Origin of the sequence: Pseudaminobacter soli (ex Li et al. 2025) (assembly GCF_003012705.1) — a bacterium.
Lineage (GTDB): Bacteria > Pseudomonadota > Alphaproteobacteria > Rhizobiales > Rhizobiaceae > Pseudaminobacter > Pseudaminobacter soli.
Window position 1 is genome coordinate 551,560 of the sequence record NZ_PXYL01000001.1, and the last position, 26,050, is coordinate 577,609.

Below are 26,050 nucleotides of genomic sequence, written 5' to 3' on the forward strand. Positions count from 1 at the left end.
CTGAGCTGAGCCAGAATTTCCTCAGCTGCAGCCGCTCGTGCTTCCGCAGGTGTCGCACTTCTCACAAGTGCCGTTGCGGACCATCGTAAAATTCTGGCACTCCGAGCACATGTTGCCGGTGTAGCCCTGCATGATCGCGCGGCTGCGGCGTTCGGCGGCCTTGGCCTTGGCGTCGGCCACTTCCTGGGCAGCGGCGTCGGTGAACAGGGCCGAAGTGGCGTCCTCGCGGACTTCCTCGGCCAGTTCCTTCGCCCGCTCCTCATAGTCGCGCTTGAAGGCGGTGGCCTCTTCGGCGAGCTCCGAAGTCACGGGCTTGAGCGCCGTCACCGTGCCCGACGAGATCGAACGCACATTCGAACCCGAATAGGCGGTCGGCGCGGTCTTGGCCGGCTGGCCGGCGGGAGCGCCGGCAAAACCCTTCGGCTCGGAGCCGGCAACGCCGGACACCACCTTCAGCGGCGCGCCGCGGGTCAGGCCCTTGGATACGGCCTGTGCCCGACCCTCATTGATGCCACGGCCGAGCGCGGTGTTGGAAAAATCCGACGTGTCGACATGAGCGAGGTCGTTGCGGCCGAGATAGGACACGGCCAACTCACGGAACACATAGTCGAGGATCGACGTGGCGTTCTTGATCGCGTCATTACCGATGACCATGCCGGCCGGCTCGAACTTGGTGAAGGTGAAGGCCTCCACATATTCGTCGAGCGGCACGCCGTACTGCAGGCCGAGCGAGATGGCGATGGCGAAATTGTTCATCATCGCGCGGAAGGCAGCACCTTCCTTGTGCATGTCGATGAAGATCTCGCCCAGGCGCCCGTCGTCGAACTCGCCGGTGCGCAGATACACCTTGTGGCCGCCGATAACGGCCTTCTGCGTGTAGCCCTTGCGGCGGTTCGGCAGTTTTTCGCGGTCGCGCACCACCTTCTCGATGACGCGCTCGATGATCTTCTCGGCAACGGTGACGGCCTGCGCGGCGGCAGGGGCGGCAACCAGCGCCTCGACGGCGTCCTCGGCTTCCTCTTCGTCGTCCTGGATCAGCGAGGCGTTGAGCGGCTGGCTGAGCTTGGAGCCGTCGCGGTAGAGCGCATTGGCCTTCAGCGCCAGCTTCCAGGAGAGCATATAGGCGTTCTTGCAGTCCTCGACCGTCGCCTCATTGGGCATGTTGATGGTCTTGGAGATGGCGCCCGAGATGAAGGGCTGGGCAGCCGCCATCATGCGGATGTGGCTTTCCACCGACAGGTAGCGCTTGCCGATCTTGCCGCACGGATTGGCGCAGTCGAACACCGGATAGTGCTCGGCCTTGAGGAAGGGCGCGCCTTCCAGCGTCATCGCACCGCAGACATGGATGTTGGCGGCCTCGATGTCCTTCTTGGAGAAGCCGAGAGCCGGCAGCATCTCGAAGGAGAAGTCGTTGAGCTGCTCGTCGGTGAGGCCGAGCGACTGCTTGCAGAAGTCCTCGCCCAGCGTCCACTTGTTGAACACGAACTTGATGTCGAAGGCGCTCTTGAGAGCCGAGTTCAGCGCCTCGATCTTCTCGTCGGTGAAACCCTTGGCCTTCAGCGTCGAGGGGTTCACGCCCGGCGCCTGGTTGAGGTTGCCGTGGCCGACGGCATAGGCCTCGATCTCTGCGATCTGGCTTTCCGAATAGCCCAGCGTGCGCAGGGCTTCCGGCACGGCGCGGTTGATGATCTTGAAGTAGCCGCCGCCGGCAAGCTTCTTGAACTTCACCAGGGCGAAGTCGGGCTCGATGCCGGTGGTGTCGCAGTCCATGACGAGGCCGATCGTGCCCGTGGGCGCGATAACGGTGGCCTGCGCGTTGCGATAGCCGTGCTTTTCGCCGAGCTCGATGGCGCGGTCCCAGGCGGCCTGGGCGTGGCTGATCAGCTCGGCCTGCGGGCAGTCCTCGGCAATCAGACCCACCGGGTTGACCGACAGCTTCTCATAGCCCTGGTTTTCGCCATAGGCGGCGCGGCGGTGGTTGCGCATCACGCGCAGCATGTTTTCGGCGTTGCGCTCATAGTCGGCGAAGGCGCCGAGCTCGCCGGCCATCTCGGCCGAGGTGGCATAGGCCACGCCGGTCATGATCGCGGTCAGCGCGCCGCAGATGGCGCGGCCTTCCTTCGAGTCATAGGGAATGCCGGAGGTCATCAGCAGGCCGCCGATATTGGCGTAGCCGAGGCCGAGCGTGCGGTATTCGTAGGAAAGCTTGGCGATTTCCTTGGACGGGAACTGCGCCATCATCACCGAGATTTCGAGCACCATGGTCCACAGGCGCGTGGTGTGCTCATAGGCTGCGATGTCGATGTCGCCATTGGCCTGCCGGTACGGCAGCAGGTTGATGGAGGCGAGGTTGCAGGCCGTGTCGTCGAGGAACATGTATTCCGAGCACGGGTTCGAGCCGCGGATCGGGCCGGCTGCCGGCGAGGTGTGCCAGTCGTTCATCGTGGTGTTGAAGTGCAGGCCCGGATCGGCCGAGGCCCAGGCGGCGTAGCCGATCTTCTCCCACAGGTCGCGCGCCTTCAGCGTCTTTAGCACCTTGCCGTCCTTGCGGGCGGTCAGGTGCCAGTCGCCATCGTTCTCCACGGCGCGCAGGAAGTCGTCCTTCAGCGAGATCGAGTTGTTCGAGTTCTGGCCGGAGACGGTCAGATAGGCTTCCGAATCCCAATCCGTGTCGTAGGTCTGGAAGTCGAGCGCGTTGTAGCCCTGGCGCGCGAACTGGATGACGCGCTGGACGTAGTTTTCCGGCACCGAGTTCTTCTTGGCGGCGCGGATCTCGCGCTTCAGCGCGGTGTTGATGGCGGGGTCGAAGCAGTCGTCGTCCTGGCCTTCGCAGTTCACGCAAGCGGCCATGATCTTGGTCAGGTGCTGCTTGACGATCTTGGAGCCGGTGACGAGCGCCGCAACCTTCTGCTCTTCCTTGACCTTCCAGTCGATGAAGGCCTCGATGTCCGGATGGTCGGCATCGACGATGACCATCTTGGCGGCGCGGCGGGTGGTGCCGCCCGACTTGATGGCGCCCGCAGCGCGGTCGCCGATCTTGAGGAAGCTCATCAGGCCCGACGACTTGCCGCCGCCCGAAAGCTTTTCGCCTTCGCCGCGCAGCATGGAGAAGTTGGAGCCGGTGCCCGAGCCATACTTGAACAGGCGCGCCTCGCGCACCCACAGGTCCATGATGCCGCCCTCGTTGACGAGGTCGTCACCGACCGACTGGATGAAGCAGGCATGCGGCTGCGGGTGTTCGTAGGCCGACTTGGACTTGGTCAGCTTGCCGGTAAAGGGGTCGACGTAATAGTGGCCCTGGCCGGGGCCGTCGATGCCATAGGCCCAGTGCAGGCCGGTGTTGAACCACTGCGGCGAGTTCGGCGCCACGCGCTGGGTGGCAAGCATGTAGGAGAGTTCATCTTTGAAGGCGAGGGCGTCGGCTTCGGAGTCGAAATAGCCGCCCTTCCAGCCCCAGTAGGTCCAGGTGCCGGCGAGACGGTCGAAAACCTGGCGAGCGTCGCGCTCGGAGCCGTAGCGCTCGTTTTCCGGCAGCGCCGCCAGCGCGTCCTCGTCGGGCACGGAGCGCCACAGGAAGGAGGGGACGTCGTTCTCCTCGACCTTCTTCAGGCGAGCGGGCACACCGGCCTTGCGGAAATACTTTTGGGCGAGGATGTCGGCCGCGACCTGGCTGAACTGCGCGGGCACGTCGATGTCTTCGAGCCGGAAGACGATCGAACCGTCCGGGTTCTTGATTTCGCTCACCGCTTTGCGGAATTCGATCTCCGCGTAAGCCGATTGTCCGTCCTTGGTGAAACGACGCTCGATGCGCATGGGTTCGTCCTCAAGTCCCTATATCTAGCGCCTATCCATTGGAAACCGTCGCAGTTTCCATATGTAGGCGCGTGCCCTTCAAAATCCCACCCGGACCTGTACGGTCCGGCCCCGATTCTCGCGCCAGCCGGAGGCGCCTAAACCGTCGTTGCCGTGACGGTTGGCGACCCTTTGAGCGACTGGCCCGAAGGTCCTTTTCCAACAGCTTGGTTGTGAGTCCCTGTGCGGGAGATTTCACATTACCTGGTGCTGCATGGTGGCCGCAAACACTAAATATAGTGCTAACAACTTATTTCTTCCAGCATCATGCTGGACCTACACGGCAAAAAAATCCCGCAAAAAATCCATGCGTTTGCCTGCCGTCGAAACGGGCAAAACCGCCAGAACGCGTGGATATTCGGGATTGAGAGACCGGCTAGAGAAATCCGCCGGCCGCGCCCTGAACAAGAGCACGTGGCCCATATGAGACGACTCGGATTTCGTCGTCAAGGGCTCGTTTCTGTAACTTTTATGACCCCAATATCTTGTGTGTCAGATGTGTGGATAATGGGGACAGGAGCTGTCTGAAAGCTCTTGCCTGTGAACGATTTCGTTCAGGGGCTTGATCGCCGACTTCCGGTGTCTGTAGCCGATCGCGGCTAATGGTCCTTGTGGAACGGCCGGGCGGAGACGAAGGTCAGGAAAAAGCACCGAGCACGGCATAGACCAGTGCGCCCAGAAGGCCCGAGGCGGGCACGGTGGTGGCCCAGGCCGTCACGATCGTGGTCAGATGGGCGCGCCGCACCAGCTTGCGCCGATTGAGCTCCTCGGCCGAGGGCAGCTTGCGCGGGTCTTCGTCCGAGTCGTCCTCGTCGGCAAGGTCGTCCTCGGTCAATCCGCGCTTGGTGCGCTTACGCTCCAGCTTGCGCTGCAAATAGGCGCGGCGGTGCGCGGAGTGGGCGATGTACCACTCGCGAAACACGCCGACGCCGAACACCGCGCCGACGGCGATATGGGTCGAACTGACCGGCAGGCCGAACCAGGACGCGGCAATCACGATGATCGACACGGCGAGTGCCACCGAATAGGCCCGCATGGGATTGAGCTTGGTGATCTCGCTGCCGACGATGCGGACCAGCTTCGGCCCGTAAAGCAGCAGACCGCAGGAGATGCCGAGCGCACCGATCAGCATCACCCAGAACGGAATGTCGACGATATTGGTCACCTGGCCGATCTTGGCCGCATGGACGATCGCTGCCAGCGGCCCCACCGCATTGGCGACGTCGTTTGCGCCATGCGCGAAGGAGAGCAGCGCGGCCGAGCCGATCAGTGGCAGGCGGAAGAGGGCACGCAGCGAGCGGTTGCGGTTCGGCATGCCTTGCGACTGCAGCAGCACCGAACGATTGGAGATCGCCCAGGCCGCGATGAAGGTTGCGACGCCGATCAGCGTCGTCGTCGGCAAGCCGAGATGCAGGCCGAGCCTTGTCACCAGATAGGTGGCGAAGGAGCCGACCATCAGCGCCGTCAGCACCGGAACCCAGCGCCGCGCGGCGGCGATCTTGTCGTCCTGATAGATGATGGCCGTCTTGATGAAGGCCTGGAAGATGATGGCGACGCCTGCACCGAGGGCAGGGGTTACGATCCATGAGGTTGCGATCGTTGCCATCGATAGCCAGTTGATGGCGTCGAGACCGGCAGCGGCGGCGGCCGCGCCCACGACGCCGCCCACAATGGCGTGGGTGGTCGAGATCGGTGCGCCGACCCAGGTGGAAAAATTGATCCAGAGCGCCGAGGACACAAGTGCTGCAAGCATCAGGCGGATCAGCACTGACGGATCGACAAAAACCTCGGGCCGGATGATTTCGCTGGAAATGGTGGCGACCACCGTGTCGCCGGCGATGAGGGCGCCCATGACCTCGAAGATGGCCGCCAGCACCAGCGCGCTGACCATCGTAATGGCCCTGGCTCCGACGGCCGCGCCGACATTGTTGGCGACGTCGTTGGCGCCGATGTTCATGGCCATGTAGGCGGCAAGCCCGGCGGCGACGATAACGACCAGCGCGCGCGGCTCGCCGAGCGCGTAGATCGAGGCCGCCGCAGCCGCCAGCAGCAGGAAAACCAGCGCCAGGCCCGGCGCAGTCAAGCCACGCAGCACGAATCCGGTCGCCTCCTCGATGTTGGCGAGTCGGCCGAGATCCTTGTCGAGTGTGTGCTTACTGCGCGAAGTACGGTTCATTGGAGCGTCCGTACCTGTCGGCAGCTGCCTAACGCAAGATTAGGGGGGAATACTCTGCCTGCTGGCTTGTACATGGTCGGCAGGCTAGGGGTTTCAGGCGGCGTTTTTAAGAGAGCGCTGGCCGAAGCGCTTGATGAGTTCGCCGAGATCCGGTTCGCGCACCAGACCGGCCGCCCGAGAGGCAGGGAACCATTCGCGCCGGCGCTGGCCCTTTTCCCGCCATTTCGACTTGATCTCGGTGACTTCCATGGGGAACACCAGCACCTCGCAGCGCCGCGGCAGGCCGGACGGCTGCACTTTGCCGTAGAAATAGCGGCCGATGTCCATTTGAGCCATCGTGCCGGAGATGCCGGCTTCCTCGGCCGCCTCGCGCGCCGCGGATTCGAAGAGCTGCTCACCGCCTTCCGGCCATCCCTTGGGCAGAACCCAGCGGCCGGTATCGCGGCTGGTGATCAGCATGATCTCCACTACACCCTCACGAAGACGCCAGGGCAGCGCGGCCACCTGCACACGACTGGGCATTGCCCCGAAGAGGCGCCGGATCCGCTCAGCGATGCGGTTGCGTGTGGTGTGGCTGATGAACATTGCTGCGCGCTCTCTCTGCGATCTCCGATTCGTTTGCCGTCTCATTAATATTATGGGTAATTATGTGTAATAAAAGTCAAAAACCTGCGCATCCTGATCAATTTCAGGTGCCTCGCAAGGCTGGTGACTGTCGGGAGCTTTCGGCTGATTGCTCCCGATCATATGGGATTTGTCTGTCCGGAAAATCAACCGAAGCAGGGAGACCGGCGGCCGTCAGCCGGCGTGGTCTTCCGCGATGGGCTTCTGATAGGTGAAGCCCAAATCCCAGGGGAAGTATATCCAGGTATCCTGTGACACCTCTGTGACAAAGGTGTCGACCAGCGGCCGGCCCTTGGGTTTTGCATAGACTGTGGCGAAATGCGCCTTGGGCATCATGGCCCGGACGATCGCTGCCGTCTTGCCGGTGTCGGTCAGGTCGTCGATGATCAGCGTGCCTTCGCCGTCGTCCTCAAGCAGGGCCGGGTTCACGTCCTTGAGCACCTTCAGCTGCCCCTGCGAGACGTAGTCATGGTAGGATGCGACGCAGACGGTCTCGATCAGGCGGATGCCGAGTTCGCGCGAAATGATCGCCGCCGGCACGAGGCCGCCTCGGGTAATGCAGACGATCGCCTTCCACTGGCCGTTCACGCCGGAAAGCCGCCAGGCAAGCGCGCGGGCGTCACGGTGGAACTGATCCCAGGATACGGGAAATGCTTTTTCGGGAAGGGACATGGGGCTCGGCACTCCGATGGCGCGCTCGACACGCGCGAAGATTGGGGAATGCGGGCGCAATTAGCCGGAAAGACTGCCGTTTGGCAAGCCTTTCCGCCATTTTGGTGTGTGTCGAATGACATAGGGTTAGCGACGAGCATGGAGGTCGCCGGAAATCGCATTGCTCGACTCGGAGTAGGGCTGTTGCGCATACCCCGTTCAGAAGCGACTCGTTCCCCTGCGCCCGGTCAGCGCGACATGAAAGTCGCTACCGGCATGGATTGCAGGACGGTGCGCGTGATGCCCCCGAACAGCAGCTGGCGCAACCAGGAATGGCTGTAGGCGCCAAGAACGAGAAGATCCGTGTCGGTGCCCGCGATGCGTGCCTGCAAAATATGATCGACCGAGCGCCCCCGCGAGGATTCGGCAACCACGCTCACGTTCACCCCGTGCCTGGAAAGCGCTGTGGCGATTTCGGCGCCCGAGGCCTCGGCATCCTGCTCGACATCTTCGGGCGGGTCGATGACGAAGACCTCCGTGTGCTCCGCTTCCAGCATCAGCGGCAATGCGTCGAAGGCCGCCCGCGCCGCCTCGCGGCTGCCGTTCCATGCCAGCAATACGCGCCGGAAGCTGCCGTCATGCGCCGGCCCGGCGTGCGGCACGATCAGCACCGGCCGGCCGGATTCGAACAAAAGTGCGTCGACATCGGCCGTGGCCGTGGATTCGGCATGCGGGTTGCGCTGTGCGGCAATGACCAGATCGGCGCAGCGCGCGCTCGAAATTCCGGAGTGCGCGCTGTCGCCTGAAAAACTTTCCAGGCTGCGCCATTCGAAGGAAAGGCCCGCGCCGCGCAGGCGGCCGCGGAACATCGCCTGCAAGGCGTCGGCACGCTCCTTGTTGAGCTCGGCCGTGGTCTGCAGGAACTCCGTATCGGGAAAGCCGACCGCCGACGTATATGCCACCGGCAGCGCCTCGGCATGGACGCCGATCAGATGGCTGTCGTAACGCGCGGCGAGCGGGAGGGCGCAATCGAGCACCCGCTCGGCGTCGTCCTTGCTTTGGATGATGGCGACGATCGTCTTGAACGACATAGGCGGCCTCCGTGGTGGCGCTGGCAGGATCCCTGCACGGCGCACTTTATCACCAACCGGAGGGTTCCGCACGAAACGTCGCGTGACACCCCGTCAGGCTTCAGTCGGGTTTGGCGCTGGCCTCGACAATGCCGGCGACCATGGCCGCTACCTCGGCGCGGGCAGCTTCCAACGCCTCGGGCGAACGGGCGCGCACCACCAGTTCGGTCCAGAACGAACCGTCGAGATATTTCGGGTAGGAACCGATGATCGTGTCGGGGTGCCGCTTCTGGATCTCGGCCAGCGGGCCGCCGATCGTGCCTTCGCCGAACGGGCATTCCACCGAGACCGACAACAGCTTGGTGCCGGTCTTGAGGGTTGGCACCACATTGTCGAGCATGGCCTGGAAGATCGCGGGCACGCCGGCCATCACATAGACGTTGCCGATATGGAAACCGGGCGCCATGGAGACGGGGTTGTCGATGTGCTCGGCGCCGAGCGGCATGCGGGCCATGCGCTTGCGCGCCTCGGTGAACTCCATGCCGCGGCTGGCGTAGTTGGCTTCCATCATCGCATAGGCCTTGGCGTCGTATTCGCACGGCACGCCGAATGCCTTGGAGATCGAGTCGGCGGTGATGTCGTCATGCGTGGGGCCGATGCCGCCGGTGGTGAACACGTAGGTGTAGCGCGCCCTGAGCGCATTGACGGCCGCGACGATCTCGTCCTCCTCGTCGGGGACGATGCGCACTTCCTTCAGGTCGATGCCGATCGCCGTCATGATGTCGGCGAGGTGGCCGATATTGCGGTCCTTGGTGCGGCCCGACAGGATTTCGTCGCCGATGATGACCATTGCTGCGGTGACGATGTCGACCATGGCGCTGCTCCCGAAATTGACTGAATTGGTGAGATAGCCCGGCACGCAGCGGTGGGCAATGGTGCGCAAACAGTGAACGAACTGTCGGCAACTTGAAGATTTTCAATGAACGATCCAGCCATTACATCGATGACCACAAGGCGGGAGACGAGCCGCCTCCGATCTTTTCCGACTGAAGGAGTTTTACGATGGCAAAGGTTCTGGTGCTCTACTATTCGAGCTGGGGTCACATGGAGCAGATGGCAAAGGCCGCTGCCGAGGGCGCACGCGAAGCCGGCGCGGAGGTAACGATCAAGCGCGTTCCCGAACTGGTGCCCGAAGCTGTTGCCAAGGCCGCCTACTACAAGCTCGACCAGGTGGCACCGGTCGCCGATCCGCTCGAACTCGAGAACTACGACGCCATCATCATCGGCACCGCGACCCGCTATGGCACCATGGCCGCGCAGATGAAGAACTTCCTCGACCAGACCGGCCCGCTCTGGGCGCGCGGCGCGCTTCTCAACAAGGTCGGTTCGGTGATGGTCTCGACCGCCACCCAGCACGGCGGTGCGGAACTGGCGCTGATCAACGCCCAGATCCACCTGCAGCACCACGGCATGGTCATCGTGCCGCTGTCCTATGCCTATCAGGGCCAGATGGGCAACGACGTCGTCCGCGGCGGCGCGCCCTATGGCATGACCACGACCTCGGACGGCGACGGTTCGCGTCAGCCTTCGGCGCAGGAGCTGGAAGGCGCGCACTTCCAGGGCAAGCGCGTGGCCGAGATCGCTGCCAGGCTGCACGGCTAGTCTTTTCGCATCTTGCGAAATCAAAACGGGCGGTTCCTTGCGGAGCCGCCCGTTTCCTTTTCCAGTTGCGACTGGAGAAAACCTATTTGATTCAGACGTCTATCAGGCTTTTTGAGTCCATTGCCGCATCAAGGATTCGCCGCGCTGCAGCTGTGGAGCAGGCTGGAACTCATGGCCCAGGGTGGCTGCGGCGCGCCACGGCCAGCGCGGGTCGACAATCATCGGGCGGGCAAGGGCGATGATGTCGGCCTTGTCCTCGCGGATGATGCTGTCTGCCTGGTGCGGATCGTCGATCATGCCGACGGCGCGCGTTGCAATGCCCGCGCCTTCGCGCACGGCGGTTGCCAGATGCACCTGGTAGCCCGGTCCGGTCGGGATCTTCTGGAGCGGCGAGTTGCCGCCGCTGGAGCAGCAGATATAGACCAGCCCGGCCTCCTTGTAGGCGCGCGCGACCTCGACCGCCTCTTCGACGGTGAAGCCGCCTTCGACCCAATCGGTGACCGACATCCGCGCGCCCATCATCAGGTCGGGGGCAGCTTTGCGTACGGCATGGGCCACGGCTAGGGGGAAGCGCATGCGATTCTCCAGCGAGCCGCCCCATTTGTCGGTGCGCTTGTTGGAGAGCGGCGACAGGAACTGGTGCAGCAGATAGCCATGTGCCGAATGGAGCTCGATGAAATCGAAGCCGACCCGGACAGCGCGGCGCGCGGATTCCGCAAACAGGGTGACGATGCGGTCGATGCCGGCCTCGTCGAGTTCGTGCGGCACCTGCCAGCCTTCGGCGAAGGCGATCGGCGAGGCCGAAACGATCGGCCAGGTGTCTTCCGGACCGAGCGCATTGCCGCCTTCCCATGGCCGGCGATTCGCCGCCTTGCGGCCGGCATGCGCGAGCTGCACGCCGAACTTCGTGCCGGGATGGGCGACGCGGCGAGCGGCGTCCAGCGTGCGCTTGGCGGCCGCCTCGTTGTCGTCCGAATAGAGGCCGAGGCAGCCATGCGTGATGCGGCCGCGCCGCTCCACGTCGGTCATCTCGACGGTCACCATGCCGGCGCCCGACATGGCCAGATTCATCCAGTGTTGCAGATGCCAGTCGGTAGCCGAGCCGTCCTCGGCGGAATACTGGCACATCGGCGCAACGGCGATGCGGTTGGGAAATTCGAGGTTGCCGAGGGTGATGGGGGTGAATAGGTCGGTGGTCATGCCAACTCCTGAGACTGGCAGGCAACGGGCGGGAGGAGAAGCCGGCGCTGCCCGCTTTGAGAAAATAGTGCGGACGTGATCATACTTCGCCAATTATCTCATTTGGCGTTCATCTGCATTCAGCTTCCCGCCTGCATTCAGAATCCAGATCACGGAAGCTCGTCGAAGAAGAGATAGAGGGCGGCAATCCTGCCATCCCGGACGATCATGAAATCGGTTCCGGCGTAAGCTGGCGGCTTGCCAGGGCTCCCCGACACCCAATGGACCCGGCCGCCATCGCCCGTCTCCTCAGGCGGAGAGAGCGGCTGATATTGGAAGTCAGGATGGGTAGCCTTGATCACGCCCGCAATGCGGTCGATCTCGTCGCGGCCGCGGAAAACGCCATTATTGGGGTCGTAGAACACAGCGTCTTCGTGAAAGATCTCGTCGATCGCTGCCCGTCGACGCACGGGGTCGATCTCACCGAACACGTCGTGCAGATTGCGAAGCAACAAGTCCGATATCGTGTGAGACATGGCCTTTCTCCGTCTGGTGTCGAGTACGGTTTGCGCGGTCTCGACACGCCCTGAAGTTTACCACGTTCGTTCTGGCAGGGCAGGAGGCGGTTGGCCTGAAGATTCGGCAAAATGGTGCGGACGGCGGGACTTGAACCCGCAAGACCAGAGGTCGGCAGATTTTAAGTCTGCTGCGTATACCATTTCGCCACGTCCGCCTCGGCGACACTGGTAACCATGCAGGGCAAGATTGCAAGCCCCCGGCGCGTGGCGTTGCCGTTATGGTGTTGGTTCGTCGACGGTTTGCGCCGCTCCCGCCTTGAGGAAGTCCAGCACGGACCTGTTGAAACCGTCGGGGTCCTGCAACAGGGCGAAGTGATCGACGCGCGAAAGAAGCACGTATTTCGCTCCGGGAATCGTCGCTGCCATGAATTGCGTGTGCTCAAGCTTGATCGAGCGGTCGTGCTCGGCGGCGACGACTTCCGTCGGCACCCGAATGCTTGCCACTTGCTCCGGCGTCCAATGCGGCTCGCGTCCCCACATGCCGTTGAGTTCCGCGACCAGCAGCGGGAACCGCCAGGGCGTGTCCGACAGCCGGATGTAGTCGCGCCATGCGCGAGCAAAAAACGTTGCGAAATTCCAGCTGACGAAGGCGCTGGACGACACGGCGCCGGCATCCGTATGCGCGCCCTGAACGTAGAGTCTGGTCAGACGCTCCGGGTGGTTGATGGCGATGTCCAGCCCGATTACGCCGCCATCGCTCCAGCCCACCAGCGCGCATCTCTCGATCTTCAGGCGGTCGAGCAAGGCAAGATAGTCCGCCGCCATGAGATCGTAGCTCATTGGCTGGTCGCCTCTCGTCGAGCGGCCGTGACCGCGGCTGTCGGCAACGATCACCTTGTATGTCTTCGACAAGGCCGCCACCTGGCTCGACCAGACGTCGGCGTTGCTCAACCCGCCATGGATCAGGAGAACCGGGTCTCCGGTTCCGTAAACCGCGTAATACATGTTGATGCCGTTGACGGAGGCAAACCCGCTCTCGTCAGCGGTCTGCATGGGCACCGGCTCGGGAAGTGTCTTCCAGGGCTCGCTTGCCATCAATGGCGCCGCGGCCATCAGGGCAAGCAGTAGAAATAGAAACGCGGTCCATAATACGCGCATATCCGCCTCTGTTAACCTCGCTGGTCAAGTGGCATTCGCATGTGGAATGTCAACGATGCCCACTCGATTGCAAGGCAGTGCTGGCAAAAGCGATGCAGTCTTGGCACAGTCGGCAAAAGGGAGGATTTTGACGATATGACTGAGAAGCAGGCTTTCAGTGCACCCAAACCCTGGGCCGAGATGGCGCCGGCACTTGTCGACGTTGCCATGGGGCGCAAGCCTGCGGATCTGGTGGTGCGAAATGGCCGCTGGGTCAACGTGCATTCGGGCGAGGTGATCCCCGGCACCGATCTTGCGATCGTCGGCGGCCGTTTCGCCTATTGCGGCCCGGATGCCGGCCACGCCATCGGGCCGAGCACCAAGGTGGTCGATGCCGGCGGCCGCTATCTCGTGCCGGGCCTGTGCGACGCGCATATGCATGTCGAGAGCGGGATGGTGACGGTGACCGAGTTTTCGCGCGCGGTCATTCCGCATGGCACGACCTCGATGTTCATCGACCCGCACGAGATCGCCAATGTGCTTGGCCTCGAAGGCGTGCGGCTGATGCATGACGAGGCGATGGCCATGCCCATCAATGTCGGCGTGCAGATGCCGTCCTGCGTGCCGTCCGCGCCCGGGCTGGAAAATGCCGGCGCCACGCTTCGGCCGGAAGACGTGGCCGAGGCAATGACCTGGCCGAACATCATCGGGCTCGGCGAGGTGATGAATTTTCCGGGCGTTGCGGCCAACGATCCAACCATGGTGGGCGGTGTCGCGGCGACGATGAAGGCAGGCAAGACCGTTGGCGGGCACTATGCGTCGCCCGATCTCGGCTTGCCGTTCCACGGCTATGTCGCCGGCGGGCCGGAGGACGACCACGAGGGCACCCGCGCCGAAGACGCCATTGCCCGCGTGCGCCAGGGCATGAAGGCGATGCTGCGCCTCGGCTCGGCCTGGTATGACGTGGCCTCGCAGATAAAAGCGGTTACCGAACAAGGGCTTGACCCGCGAAACTTCATCCTTTGCACGGACGATAGCCATTCCGGTACCCTGGTGCATGAGGGGCACATGGACCGCGTCGTGCGTCATGCCATTTCGCAGGGGCTGAAGCCGGTGACGGCGGTCCAGATGGCGACGATCAACACCGCCCAGCATTTTCGCATGGAGCGCGAAATCGGCTCGATCGCGCCGGGCAGGCGAGCGGATTTCCTGATCGTCTCCGATCTCGCCGAGATGAAGATAGATGAGGTCTATGGCCGCGGCGTGCGGCTGGCAAAGGGCGGCAAGCTGGAGATCGACATCCCGGCCTACGACTATCCGGCAAGCGCCAAGAACACGGTGAAGCTCGGCAAGACGCTCGCCGCGGCGGATTTCGACATCAAGGCGCCGGGAGGCGCCAACGAGGTCCGCGTGCGGGTGATCGGCGTGATCGAAAACCAGGCCCCGACGCGCGCCCTGGAAGCCGATCTGCCGGTCGAGGACGGGCTGGTGGCGATGGACCGCCGCAACGACGTCTGCCAGATCGCGCTGGTGGAGCGGCATCGCGGCACCGGCGGCGTCACCAACGGTTTTGTTTCCGGCTTCGGTTACCTGGAAGACTGCGCACTGGCTTCGACGGTCGCGCATGACAGCCACCACATGATCGTGGTGGGAACCAACAAGGACGACATGGCCAAGGCTGCCAATCGGCTTGGCGAGGTCGGCGGTGGCGTGGTGCTGTTCTCGAAGGGCAAGGAACTGGCGCTGGTCGAAATGCCGATCGCAGGCTTGATGTCGGACGAGCGCGCCGAGATCGTGGCCGAAAAGGCGGAGAAGCTCGTCGAGGCGATGCGGGCCATGGGCTGCACCCTCAACAACGCCTATATGCAGCACTCGCTGTTGGCGCTGGTGGTGATCCCGGAGCTGCGCATCTCGGATGTCGGCATCATCGACGTGACGAAGTTCGAGAAAGTGGATTTGTTCGTTTAGCGGATTGCTGCTCCTAATTTCGCGCCCTCCGCCACCGCCGCGCCGTTCAAAACCCCTCTCCGTCGCGCTTCGCGCGCCACCTCTCCCCGCAAGCGGGGCGAGGAACCGGAGCCCGCCAAAGTCGTGAGGTCACAGGACTTGGGTTCCTCGCCCCCATGAAATGGGGGAGAGGTGGCGCGCGAAGCGCGACGGAGAGGGGGCGCCGGCCGATATCAGGACGAGTTGCCTTTCGCGGGGATAAAATTCGTCAAATTCCGAAGCCGACCAAAGCTAACTCCCTGAAATCATTCGCCCTAACACAAAAATCACCACCTGCTTTCTCCCCCATCTTTCCGCCTCCGGCATAATCCTCGCATCGGCCTCACCGGGAACACGGGTCATGAACCGGATGAGCGTGGAGGGCGACGATGTCCGGGCTGGTGGTGCTACGGTCGCACTGCTGGGTGATGAACCCCCAAGTCCGGGCCCAGGGTGTGGCTGGCCGCGCGAATGCGGAGGCGAACAAACCCAGGCAAGCGCATCGAACGGGCGGTCGAAGGGCCGCAAGATTTACCTTAACGAGCGTGTCCGACGACCGCCCGTCTTCCCGGGTTCTTTGACAATAGCCAGACGGTGAAAACCGGGCGTGGCGATGAAGAAACACGCCCGATCCTGAGCAGGTGCGACCGCTATTTCGCCCCGCCGACCACCACGTTCAGCACCTCGAATGGGGTGGTGATGACGATTTCCGCAGCGGAGCTGATCGTCTGGGTGATGCCTCCCGCAAGGCTGCCAATGCGACTGTTTCGGCCGCTGAGCTCGGCGGTCCCGAAGGTGCGGTCTTCGAGCAGCTTTTCGCCAAGCAGCTTCACCAGAACCGGGTTGTCCGCAAATTTGGTGTGGTTCAGCCGGTCGCCGGCCGAGGCGTTGCTGAGATCGACGACGACCACGCCGAGCCCCGCAAGGTCGGCCGCATTTTCGTAGCCACCCACGCGCGGCTTGTTGCCGGCGATGAGGCGCGACAGATCCAGCGCCCGGTCGTCCTTGGACAGGAACAGGAAGAACGGCTTGTCGGGCTTGCCGTAGCGGACCATCTGGCTCTTGAAGACGTCCACATCGATGTCGGGCGAGGCGAGCACCACGTCGCCCAGTCGGCCACCCAGGGTGCGGTCGCCGGTCACTGCGAGCTGGCGCAACGCCTCCATAGTGACCCAATTGCCCATCGAGTGCGCTATGATGTCGATGCGCTTGGCGCCCGACTTGGCGACCAGCCGCAATGTCTCTTCCAGCGCGTCGCGGGCGGCGGTGGCGCTGTTGTTGTCGTAGACATAGTCGACGACGCGGCCGCCCGACGCCCAGGAAAACAACACCGGCGTGCCGCTATAGCCCGCATCCTGCGCGATCTGGGTGAGGCGATAGACGGCGCTGTCGAAGGCCGTGTTGTAGCCGTGCACGAACACCAGTGCGCGGCCGCCGCGCTCGTTGATGTCCTGGCTGAGGGATTTGGAAAAGCCGCCGATGCTGTCGAAGGTCGTGACGCTCTTGGCCGTGAAATATTTCGCCGGGTCCGAGAGCTGGCCATTCAGGCGGCGCTCGATCTCGCCCGTCTTATGAATGGCGGGAACCGTCATGTCGACGCGCGCGAAGCTGGCGACAGGGGAGCGATCGCCCGAGAATACCTGCTTTGTATCGGCGGCCTTGGCGCGCGTGGTGGCGACAAAAATCTCGTGCTCGCCGGCAATCGCGCTGGCCGGCGCCTGCGCGATACGACTGCTGAGCAGCTCGCCGGCATTCTGCCCGGCGCAACCTACTGCCAGCAACGCCAGCGACAAAATACCAAGCCATTTGGCTGGCGCACTTTTGAACATAATCCGCTCCGGCCCGTCCCGCCGCCCCCTGATAACGGGCGACTGCCGCATGGTCCAGAAGGTCTGTTCATTTTGACCGGTGCAATGCCGCAACCGGTAATCGAACCCTCAGCGTCCCCAGAAGGTAGGCGTGAAGATGACGAACACGGCCAAAATCTCCAGGCGGCCGAGCAGCATCGCCGCGGAAAGGATCCATTTGGCAGTGTCCGGCAGTGAGGAGAAGTTGCCGACCGGGCCGATGATCTCGCCCATTCCGGGGCCGACATTGGTCATCGCGGTCAGCGAGCCGGTCATCGACGTGATGAGGTCGAGGCCGGTCGCCGATAGAAGGATGGTGGTAATGGCCCAGAGCACGAAGAAGGCGGCGATGAACAGCACCACGCTGCGCTGCATATCCTCGTTGATGGTGCGGTCTCCATAGCGCACCGGCTGCACGGTGTTCGGATAGATGAGGCGGCGCAGGCCGTTGCCCATCAGCTCGAAGAGCACGAGGAAGCGATAGGCCTTGATGCCGCCCGTCGTCGAGCCGGAGCAGCCGCCAAGGAACGTCGCCACGAACAGACAAGCGACCGCGAAAGGTCCCCACAGCGTGTAGTCGTCGCTGGCAAAGCCGGTGGTGGTGATGATCGAGACGAAATTGAAGGTCGAATGGGTGAGGGCGTCAAAGAACGGCATCCCGAGATTGACGCGCAGATAGATCGCCACCATCACGGAGAACGCGATGCAATAGCCCGCGAAGACACGGATCTGCGGATCGCGCAGCGCGTCAGTTCGGCCGCGCACGATGAACAGGATCATGATCGAGAACGGCAGGCCGCCGATGAACATGAAGATCGAGGCGATCCAGAGGATGGCGGGGGTTTCCGCATAGCGCGCAAACGAGGTGTCATGGGTGGACATGCCGCCGGTCGCAAGCGTCGACATTGCGTGGTTGACGGCGTCGAAGCCGCCCATTCCGGCGGCGGCGTAGCAGACCGCGCAAAGGAACACCAACAGAGTGTAGATGCCGATCATGCTGACCGCGAAGGTCTGGAAACGCTCGAAGGGCCGGTCCTCGATGTCGGACGATTCGATCTTGAAATAGGAAACGCCGCCGATGTTGAGGAACGGCAGGAAGAACAGGCCGAGCGCGATGACGCCAAGGCCGCCCATGAAGTTGAGCAGCGAGCGCCAAAGCAGCAGTCCGGGCGGGGCGCGGTCGAGCCCGTTGATGACGGTGGAACCGGTGGTGGTGATGCCGGAGACCGATTCGAAGAAGGAATCGGCGACGCTCATGCTGAGCGACGACGCCATGAACGGCACGGCGCCAGCGATCGCCAATGTCAGCCAGAGCAGGTTGACCAGCAGGAAACCGAAGCGCGTGGTGGCCTGGGGCGGACGCCCCCGCGTCGCCAGAGCTACGGCCATTGCCAGCCCGCCCATGAACAGCGACGAAAAGGCAAATACGTGCCAGTCCTTGCTACGGTAGTAGAGGTCGACAGCTGCGGGAATCAGCATTGCGGCGGACAGATAGATGGCAAAGACCGCGGCAACATGGATCGCGGCACGAATGGCAGTTCTGTTCACGGAAAGTCTGACCCCACTTGTCGTAACACCAGCGCATGGCTGCGCCGGTACGGCGGCAAGGCCGGGACAGTGGCTTCATACGGCCGAATATGCAATAGCCGGAATTGGCCGGCGACCATTACGTTGCTGTCGCGGCCGTCGCAATTTTCCTGCAGTGGTCGGGCATGCAGATCCGCATGACCGGAACCGCAAACGATCGGAGACAAGCGGCCCAAGGGCCGGCCTGTCCGAACCGGAGCGATTGACGATGACGAGTTTTGTCGAACGGGTCGATGCTGCAACCGTGGCGGTGCGCGAGCTGTTTCCCGAGACCCCGCTTCAGGAAAACGCCTATCTGTCGCGCAAGACCGGGGCCCACATTTTCCTGAAACGCGAAGACCTTTCGCCGGTGCGTTCCTACAAGATCCGCGGCGCTTTCAATTTCTTCCGCAAGGCGCTGGCAGCCGGCAACACCGCCGAGCTGTTCGTCTGCGCCTCGGCCGGCAATCACGCGCAAGGCTTTGCCTATGTGTGCCGCCATTTCGGCAAGAAGGGCGTCGTCTTCATGCCGGTGACCACGCCGCAGCAGAAGATCGACAAGACGCGGCTGTTCGGCGGCGAGTTCGTCGAGATCCGTCTCGTCGGCGACTTCTTCGACGATTGCTACCGCGCGGCCATCGAGTTTACCGAAGAGGCTGGCGCGCATCTGGTGCCGCCCTTCGACCACAAGGACATCATTGACGGGCAGGCGACTGTGGCAGCGGAAATCGTCGCCCAGATGCCGGATGGCCGCACCCCGGACATGGTGTTTTTGCCGATCGGCGGTGGCGGGCTGGCAGCCGGCGTCACGCATTATCTGCGCGAGAAGGGAGCCGCAGCGCGCTTCGTTTTCTGCGAGCCGCTCGGTGCGCCGAGCCTGAAAGAGACCCTCAAAGCCGGCAGGCGGCTGAAGCTCGACAAGGTGGACAACTTCGTCGACGGCGCGGCGGTCGCCGAGATCGGGCGCGAGCCGTTCCGCTATCTGAAGGAGTACGACGAAACGGCCGTGAAGCTGGTGCCGGAGAACCGGCTTTGCGCGACGATGATCGAGATGCTCAACATCGAGGGCGTGGTGCTGGAGCCGGCGGGAGCCCTTTCCATCGATGCGCTCAAGGATTTCCCCAAGAAAGAGCTCAAGGGCAAGAACATCGTTCTGGTCATATCGGGCGGCAATTTCGATTTCGAGCGCCTGCCGGACGTGAAGGAGCGGGCGCTGCGCTTCGAGGGGTTGAAGAAATACCTCGTTTTCCGCTTTCCGCAGCGACCAGGCGCGCTACGCGATTTCCTGCAGCTGCTCGGACCGGACGACGACATCACCCGCTTCGAATATCTGAAGAAGTCGGCGCGCAATTTCGGCTCGGTGCTGATCGGCATCGAGACCAAGGACGCACGCAATTTCGGAGTGTTGGCAAAACGCTTCCAGGAAGCCGGCTGGGCCTATGAGGACATCACCGACAATGAAACGCTGGCCGGGCTGATCATATGAGGGAGGCTTATGTGGTCCTGTTCCGCGGCGTGGGCGGCGCGACGCAGCTTCCCACGAAGCCGCTGAAGGAAACCCTGACGAAGGCCGGCTACGCCAATGTGGCCACCTATATCAACAGCGGCAATGCGGTGCTGGTGTCGGACCGGCCAGAAACGGAAATCGCCGTGGACATCGCCGAGATCGTCAGGCGCGAGTTCGGATTTGAAAAGGACATCATGCTGGTGACCAGCCAAGCCTGGTCGAGGCTGGTGACCGAAAACCCGTTTCCGGAAGCGGTCGACGCGCCGACGACGCTGCATGCTTTCATGCTTTCGGACATTCCTGCACCGGAAGCCGTCGAGGCGCTTGTCGCTAGAACGACAGGACGCGAGCGTGTCGTCGTTGCCGGAAAAGTGCTTTATTTCCACGCACCGGACGGGTTTGGACGATCGAAGCTGCCGCCCGTGGTCGACCGGACGCTCAAGGTCGTTTCGACGGCGCGCAACTGGAACACGGTTGTGGCGCTCCAGTCTCTGGCTGTTGCGGCATCGGAAAATTAGGCCAGAACCGTGATCTTGCTCGGCCGATCGCTGGAAGTTTAATCGCCCGCCGGCACACAATCTTCATCTATTGGGCGTAGTTGGCCCCCGTGGGATCTGCAGGGGTAAATCAGGTGGGCGTGAACTCGCTTATGCGAAGATTGGAAGCGATCTCGCTTATGCGCAGGTTCGAGGCGATGTCGGTGCTCCGGCAATCGACGCTGATCGTGTTCCTGGCCCTGGCCGGCGCCGACCTCCTGACGACGATCTTCTACGGCATCTTCTTTTCCGACCGCTATCTGCTCGACATCGTTTTGACGAGCATCATCGTGATCATTGTCGGCTATCCGCTTGCCTATTTCTTCCTCTCACAAAACGTGAGATTGCGCGCAATGGCGGTGGAACTCGATCGCGCGGCGCGCATCGATGACCTCACCGGCCTCTATAACCGCCGGACCTTCTTCAGCGAGTGCGAGGTTGCCATCAAGGGGCTCGGAGAAGGCGCGTTCCTCTATGTCGACGTCGACCACTTCAAGAAGCTGAACGACCGTTTCGGTCATGCCGCCGGCGATTCCGTGCTTCGGGAGTTCGGCGATGTCATCTCCGTCTGCGTTCGCGGCGGCGACGTGGCCGCGCGGCTTGGCGGCGAGGAATTCGGGATCTATCTGGCGCATGCGGATATCGCAAATGCCCTCAAGGTGGCCGAGCGGATCCGCAAGCGGTCCCTCCAGATAGGGCCGGCTGTCGGTCTCGATGACGTGCGGGTTACGGTCAGCATCGGCATTGCCTTGCGCGACCAAGGCCAGACGTTGGATGAATTGATGCAACTGGCGGACGAGAACCTCTACGCCGCCAAGGAGCAGGGGCGCGACCGGGTCGTTTTCGGCGCTTCGGGCAAGCGCGCGGCCTGAAATTCGTCGGCTGCCTGCGTCCAATTTTGCACTGCAGCATGAATTTGGTTGCTTTTCGGGGCCGGATGGCCCATATGCGGGGCCATAGGCGCTTGGGCCGGCTTTCCGGCTTTCCCCCTCGATGGGACAGGTTGCGTCTGATTTCTCCCTCTTGATCGATTGGTCAATGGAGAAAAGTCCTGCGGACATGGGGTCTGTAGGCACGACAGCGCAACCGTGCGAGCTTTGTTTCAGCTCGCCGCCTTGTCGTTTCCAAAAGATCATTTCGCCGGCAGGTAGCGCCTTGCCGCGATCATTGCTTGCGGCCAAGGCCGCGTGAAAGAAGAACAAATTGACGATTGAAAACATTGCGGAGCCGACCGGCTTCGCCAAACTTGGAATTACGGGCCCGCTGCTCAAGACCACTGCCGCAGCGGGCTTTGATTTGCCGAAGCCTATCCAGGCCGAGGCTATCCCCTCGCTTCTCGATGGCCTTGACGTGCTGGCCATAGCCCAGACAGGCTCGGGCAAGACGGCTGCGTTCAGCCTGCCGATCCTGTCCAAGATCATCGGCCTCGGCTCGAAGCGCCTGCCGAAGACGACGCGTGCGCTGATCCTTGCGCCGACACGCGAGCTCGCGGTGCAGATCGAAGACACTATCAAGGTGCTGACCAAGGGACTGCATGTCTCTACCGCCCTGGTGCTTGGTGGCGTGTCGCGCTTCAGCCAGGTCAAGAAGATGGCGCCCGGCGTCGACGTCCTCATCGCTACCCCCGGCCGTCTCACCGATCTCGTCCGCGAGGGCGACATAAACCTTTCCGAAACGCGCTGGCTGGTGCTGGACGAGGCCGACCGCATGCTCGACATGGGCTTCATCCATGACGTGAAGCGGCTGGCGAAGGCCACCCATAGGGACCGCCAGACCGCGCTTTTCTCGGCGACCATGCCTGAGGAAATCGCTGCACTGGCCGAAGGCGTGATGAAGAAGCCTGTGCGCATCGAAGTTGCGCCGCAGGGCACGACGGCTGCCGAGATCAAGCAGAGCGTGGTGCTGGCTCGCACCAAGCAGAAGCGCAAGATTCTCTCGACCATGCTGGCCGACGAGACGATGCGCCAGGTGATGGTTTTTGCCCGCACCAAGCACGGCGCCGATCGCGTGACCCGCGATCTGGAGCGCGATGGTTTCGAAGCCGCAGTCATCCACGGTAACAAGTCTCAGAATGCCCGTCAGAAGGCGCTGAACGGGTTCCGTGACGGCTCGGTTCGCATCCTGGTTGCCACCGATATCGCTGCGCGCGGCATCGACGTGCCGGGCATCAGCCATGTCATCAATTTCGACCTGCCGGACGAGGCTGAAAGCTATGTGCACCGCATCGGCCGCACTGGCCGCAATGGCGCCGACGGCACTGCTATCACGCTGTGCGATCCGGCCGAGAACTCCAAGCTGCGCCAAGTCGAAAAGATCATCCGCATGAAGCTTCCCGTCGCGGCCGACCATCTCGGCGAGCCCGATCCGCAGCCCGCACCGCGCGCGCCGGGCGCTCGTGCGCCGATGGAAGCGGCCAATGACCGCGCTGCTCCGCGCGGTGAAAAGCAGCGTCCGCAAGGCCAGAAGCCGCCGCGCAATGATTTTGGCAAGAAGCAGGCCGCGGGCGAAAATGGCGGCGACAAGCCGATGAGCCGCAAGCCGTTTCGGGGCAAGCGCAAAGGGTTCGGCGGCCGTAAGCCGACGACGCGCGCTGCGTAACGGCTCGCCCGAAAACCTCTGAAACAAGAACGGCCGGGGCGATGCTCCGGCCATTTTTCAATCCACCATGGCCTTGATCCAGACTTCGATCCGCTGGGCAAGGAACTGCGTGGTGGAGGGCGACATCGCATCGCCCGCAATGACGTGATTGTCGGGATCGCCGGTCGCCTCGACCGGAACCAACTCGTGATAGGCGCCCCAGCGCGCGGCGATTTCGCGTGTCAGGTCCTGCCGGGTGACGCGGTCCAAATCCGAGAAGATGAACAGCGTCGGTATCTTGATGTTTTCGACCTGCGCCTTGCGGGCGAGTTCCGTCAGTGCTGCCATCGGTAGTAGCGCGCTGGTTGGATAGCTCGTCGTCCAGAGCTTTTCGTGCAGCGCATTGCGAGGCGTGAAGCTGCGTTCCTTGCCTATGATCAGTTCGGCAATCTGCTTGCCCCAGGGCAGTGTCAGGATTTCCGAGCCGGAGGCCTGGACACCGAAATTCGGCGAAATCAATGCCATCGCGGCGACGCCTTCGGACGCGCCGGACCTTGCGGCCGCCTCGACGGCTAATGCCGCGCCGGTCGAGGTCGCGATGACCACGACTTTGTCGCCGATCTCCCGGCCTATGGCGATGGCTTCGGCATAATCATTGATCCAGTCGTTGACGCTGGCGGTGGCCATCGCCGCGCCGTCCTGTCCGTGGCCTTTCAGGCGCGTGTAGAAAAGGTTGGCGTCGAGCACGTTGGCGACTTCGTCGGGCAGGGGGCGGACTTCGCCCTTGGAGGCGGAGAAGCCATGGATGTAGACGATCGAGATCGGGGTCTTGGCATGGATCATAGGATCCGCCCAGATGATCTCCTTCTCCAGCCCGTCGCGGATACCGGGCACCTTGCCTTCGGTTCTTTCGAGATAGGCTTGAGGATCGTCGCCGATCACTCTCGGGTCGAAAGTCACGCTTGTATCGGCGGGCACGCGCGGGCCCAGAATGAACAACAGGGCGAGCGCGGCAAGCAGAACGAGGATTGCGATCACGATGCGACGCCCCAAGGCGTAAACCTCCAGAATGAAGTGCCGGCGCCTGCCTTGTGGAGCGATATGAGGCAGCGGACGCGGCCGAATCAACCCCCTTCAACTACAGATTTCCCGATTCCGCGCCAAGCGTATTTCTCGCGGAACGTTGAGGCAGCTCAGTCTGCTGCTTGCAGCGGCAGCACGATTTTTATCCTGGGAGGTCCCTGATGTGCCGTTCATTTGCGCGTCATCGCCGCAACGAGGAACGCGGAGGGCTCATTGTTCATTGAACGCGCAAATTCATGCCTTGAAAGCATGCCCGGCGGTTTTTACTGTCTCGGGATAAAGACAAGGAATTTCCCATGTTTCGTTCGGTGATCGACGCAATCGGCAACACCCCGCTGATCCGGCTGAGGCACGCCTCGGAAGAGACCGGTTGCGAAATCCTCGGCAAGGCCGAGTTCATGAATCCCGGTCAGTCGGTGAAGGACCGCGCGGGCCTGTTCATCATCCAGGATGCCGAAAAGAAAGGTCTGCTGAAGCCCGGCGGCGTAATCGTCGAAGGCACGGCAGGCAATACCGGCATCGGGCTGACCGTCGTTGCCAAGGCGCTTGGCTATCGCACCGTCATCGTCATTCCCGACACGCAGAGCCAGGAAAAGAAGGATGCGCTGCGGCTGCTTGGCGCCGAGCTGATCGAAGTTCCGGCGGTGCCGTACAAGAACCCGAACAACTATGTGAAAGTGTCGGGGCGTCTTGCCGAGCAGCTCGCGAAGTCCGATCCCAATGGCGCGATCTGGGCCAACCAGTTCGACAACATCGCCAACCGCGACGGTCATATCCGCACGACCGCGCAGGAGATCTGGGTGCAAACAAACGGCAAGGTCGACGGCTTCGTCTCGGCGGTCGGCACAGGAGGCACGCTTGCCGGCGTGGGAATCGGCCTCAAGGAAAGGAACCGGAACGTGAAGATCGCGCTCGGCGATCCGCTGGGCGCCGCGCTCTACAGCTACTACACCACCGGTGAACTCAAGGCCGAGGGCAGCTCCATCACCGAAGGCATCGGGCAGGGGCGCATCACGGCCAATCTCGAAGGCTTTACCCCCGATTTCTCCTACCAGATACCGGATGCGGAGGCGCTGCCCATCATTTTCGATCTGGTGCAGGAAGAGGGGCTTTGCCTCGGCGGCTCGACCGGCATCAATATCGCGGGAGCCATTCGCCTCGCCCGCGAGCTTGGGCCCGGCCACACCATCGTGACGATCCTGTGCGACTATGGTACCCGCTACCAGTCCAAGCTCTTCAATCCGGATTTCCTCCGGACGAAGGACCTGCCGATCCCCGAATGGATGGATCGACAGCCCGACATTTCAGTGCCTTTCGAGGAGGTCGTCTAGTGGCCCATACGACGAATACAGTTTTCCGCGACGATGCTTATCTCGCGGAGACCGATGCGGTCGTGGTCGCGGTCAACGAGCGCGGCGGCATCATTCTCGACCGCACGAATTTCTACGCCACCTCCGGCGGCCAGCCCGGCGATACCGGTTTTCTGACCCGAGCAGATGGCGGCCGTATCGCCATCGCTGCGACGATCACGGGCGAGACCAAGAACGAGATCATCCATGTGCCGGCAGCCGGCGTGGCGCTGCCGGAACCGGGCGAAAAGCTTGCGCTGTCGATCGACTGGCCGCGCCGACATCTTCTGATGCGCATGCACACGGCCTGCCATCTGCTGACCGTGGTGTGCCCGTTCCCGATCACCGGCGCTTCGGTCGCAGAGGACGATTCGCGCGTCGATTTCGATATTCCGGACACTGGCTTCACCAAGGAAGAAATCACCGCCCGGCTGATGGAACTGGTCAAGGCGGACCATCCGGTGTTCACCCGCCTGATCAGCGATGACGATCTGGCCTCCAATCCAGGGCTGGTGAAGTCCAAGAACGTGCGACCGCCGGTCGGCACCGGACAGATCAGGCTCGTCTGCATCGGTGACAACGGCGTCATCGACAGCCAGCCCTGCGGCGGCACGCATGTGCGCAGCACCGGCGAGGTCGGTGAGATTCACATTGGCAAGATCGAAAAGAAGGGACGCGAAAACCGCCGTTTCCGCATCCGCTTCGGACCGCCGCCGGCGCAATAAACACC

20 protein-coding genes and 1 tRNA gene are annotated in these 26,050 nt (G+C 62.7%); 8 read left to right on the plus strand and 13 right to left on the minus strand.

All coding sequences use genetic code 11. From position 1 onward, the window contains the following. Positions 1-21: 21 nt before the first annotated feature. The 6 genes from C7I85_RS02585 to C7I85_RS02610 all read right to left on the minus strand — a co-directional run bounded on the left by C7I85_RS02585 (position 22) and on the right by C7I85_RS02610 (position 9,247). Complete coding sequence (locus C7I85_RS02585) at positions 22-3,813, minus strand: vitamin B12-dependent ribonucleotide reductase (protein WP_106722375.1); 3,792 nt, start codon at positions 3,811-3,813, stop codon at positions 22-24. A gap of 676 nt (positions 3,814-4,489) precedes the next feature. Continuing rightward, positions 4,490-6,028 carry an inorganic phosphate transporter gene (locus C7I85_RS02590; RefSeq protein ID WP_106722376.1) on the minus strand — a complete coding sequence of 513 codons (1,539 nt, stop codon included), beginning with the start codon at positions 6,026-6,028 and terminating at the stop codon, positions 4,490-4,492. 93 nt (positions 6,029-6,121) lie between these two features. After that, positions 6,122-6,613: an NUDIX hydrolase gene (locus C7I85_RS02595; RefSeq protein ID WP_106722377.1), complete on the minus strand. Its 492-nt coding sequence runs from the start codon at positions 6,611-6,613 to the stop codon at positions 6,122-6,124. Between the two features lie 213 nt (positions 6,614-6,826). Further along, a complete protein-coding gene (gene gpt, locus C7I85_RS02600; protein ID WP_106722593.1) occupies positions 6,827-7,324 on the minus strand; it encodes a xanthine phosphoribosyltransferase in 498 nt (165 codons plus the stop codon). A gap of 227 nt (positions 7,325-7,551) precedes the next feature. Beyond that, positions 7,552-8,394, minus strand: a complete 843-nt coding sequence (locus C7I85_RS02605; RefSeq protein ID WP_106722378.1) for a universal stress protein — start codon at positions 8,392-8,394, stop codon at positions 7,552-7,554. Between the two features lie 100 nt (positions 8,395-8,494). Then, positions 8,495-9,247, minus strand: a complete 753-nt coding sequence (locus C7I85_RS02610) for a competence/damage-inducible protein A (protein WP_106722594.1) — start codon at positions 9,245-9,247, stop codon at positions 8,495-8,497. 188 nt (positions 9,248-9,435) lie between these two features. On the opposite strand from C7I85_RS02610, the gene wrbA reads away from it, so the two are divergent. Further along, positions 9,436-10,035 carry an NAD(P)H:quinone oxidoreductase type IV gene (gene wrbA, locus C7I85_RS02615; protein ID WP_106722379.1) on the plus strand — a complete coding sequence of 200 codons (600 nt, stop codon included), beginning with the start codon at positions 9,436-9,438 and terminating at the stop codon, positions 10,033-10,035. 102 nt (positions 10,036-10,137) lie between these two features. On the opposite strand, the gene C7I85_RS02620 is transcribed toward wrbA, so the two are convergent. From C7I85_RS02620 to C7I85_RS02635, 4 genes are all read right to left on the minus strand, one after another. After that, complete coding sequence (locus C7I85_RS02620; RefSeq protein WP_106722380.1) at positions 10,138-11,235, minus strand: NADH:flavin oxidoreductase/NADH oxidase; 1,098 nt, start codon at positions 11,233-11,235, stop codon at positions 10,138-10,140. A gap of 149 nt (positions 11,236-11,384) precedes the next feature. Further along, positions 11,385-11,750 (minus strand): nuclear transport factor 2 family protein, encoded by a 366-nt coding sequence (locus C7I85_RS02625; protein WP_106722381.1) that lies wholly within the window; start codon positions 11,748-11,750, stop codon positions 11,385-11,387. A 112-nt stretch (positions 11,751-11,862) separates the two neighbouring features. Beyond that, positions 11,863-11,947, minus strand: a tRNA-Leu gene (locus tag C7I85_RS02630). Between the two features lie 61 nt (positions 11,948-12,008). Beyond that, complete coding sequence (locus C7I85_RS02635; RefSeq protein ID WP_245444762.1) at positions 12,009-12,827, minus strand: alpha/beta fold hydrolase; 819 nt, start codon at positions 12,825-12,827, stop codon at positions 12,009-12,011. 198 nt (positions 12,828-13,025) lie between these two features. Between C7I85_RS02635 and ade the strand changes: the two genes are divergently transcribed. Further along, positions 13,026-14,837 (plus strand): adenine deaminase, encoded by a 1,812-nt coding sequence (gene ade / locus C7I85_RS02640; protein WP_106722383.1) that lies wholly within the window; start codon positions 13,026-13,028, stop codon positions 14,835-14,837. Between the two features lie 668 nt (positions 14,838-15,505). Here the strand turns inward: ade and C7I85_RS02645 are convergent. Both C7I85_RS02645 and C7I85_RS02650 read right to left on the minus strand, forming a co-directional pair. Further along, entirely contained in the window at positions 15,506-16,684 is a 1,179-nt protein-coding gene (locus C7I85_RS02645) for an alpha/beta hydrolase (RefSeq protein WP_106722384.1), read from the minus strand. A 108-nt stretch (positions 16,685-16,792) separates the two neighbouring features. Next, positions 16,793-18,250, minus strand: a complete 1,458-nt coding sequence (locus tag C7I85_RS02650) for a TrkH family potassium uptake protein (RefSeq protein WP_106722385.1) — start codon at positions 18,248-18,250, stop codon at positions 16,793-16,795. A 247-nt stretch (positions 18,251-18,497) separates the two neighbouring features. Between C7I85_RS02650 and ilvA the strand changes: the two genes are divergently transcribed. The 4 genes from ilvA to C7I85_RS02670 all read left to right on the plus strand — a co-directional run bounded on the left by ilvA (position 18,498) and on the right by C7I85_RS02670 (position 22,909). Then, on the plus strand, positions 18,498-19,754 hold the full coding sequence (ilvA, locus tag C7I85_RS02655) for a threonine ammonia-lyase IlvA (protein ID WP_106722386.1): 1,257 nt from the start codon (positions 18,498-18,500) through the stop codon (positions 19,752-19,754). An 11-nt stretch (positions 19,755-19,765) separates the two neighbouring features. Beyond that, positions 19,766-20,293 carry a DUF1697 domain-containing protein gene (locus C7I85_RS02660; RefSeq protein ID WP_245444764.1) on the plus strand — a complete coding sequence of 176 codons (528 nt, stop codon included), beginning with the start codon at positions 19,766-19,768 and terminating at the stop codon, positions 20,291-20,293. Positions 20,294-20,424: 131 nt separating this feature from the next. Next, complete coding sequence (locus tag C7I85_RS02665; RefSeq protein ID WP_106722388.1) at positions 20,425-21,183, plus strand: GGDEF domain-containing protein; 759 nt, start codon at positions 20,425-20,427, stop codon at positions 21,181-21,183. A 331-nt stretch (positions 21,184-21,514) separates the two neighbouring features. After that, positions 21,515-22,909, plus strand: coding sequence for a DEAD/DEAH box helicase (locus tag C7I85_RS02670; protein WP_106722389.1), 1,395 nt, complete (start codon positions 21,515-21,517; stop codon positions 22,907-22,909). 57 nt (positions 22,910-22,966) lie between these two features. Here C7I85_RS02670 and C7I85_RS02675 read toward each other — a convergent pair whose 3' ends face one another. Beyond that, the gene (locus tag C7I85_RS02675) at positions 22,967-23,941 is read right to left on the minus strand and encodes an alpha/beta hydrolase (protein ID WP_106722390.1); all 975 of its coding nucleotides are present in this window, start codon (positions 23,939-23,941) and stop codon (positions 22,967-22,969) included. A 326-nt stretch (positions 23,942-24,267) separates the two neighbouring features. Here C7I85_RS02675 and C7I85_RS02680 point away from each other — a divergent pair, with 326 nt between their 5' ends. Together C7I85_RS02680 and C7I85_RS02685 are read left to right on the plus strand one after the other, a co-directional pair. Next, complete coding sequence (locus C7I85_RS02680) at positions 24,268-25,302, plus strand: cysteine synthase A (protein ID WP_106722391.1); 1,035 nt, start codon at positions 24,268-24,270, stop codon at positions 25,300-25,302. Then, positions 25,302-26,045, plus strand: coding sequence for an alanyl-tRNA editing protein (locus C7I85_RS02685; protein WP_106722392.1), 744 nt, complete (start codon positions 25,302-25,304; stop codon positions 26,043-26,045). The genes C7I85_RS02680 and C7I85_RS02685 overlap by 1 nt, the downstream gene beginning before the upstream one ends. The last annotated feature ends 5 nt before the right edge of the window (positions 26,046-26,050 follow it).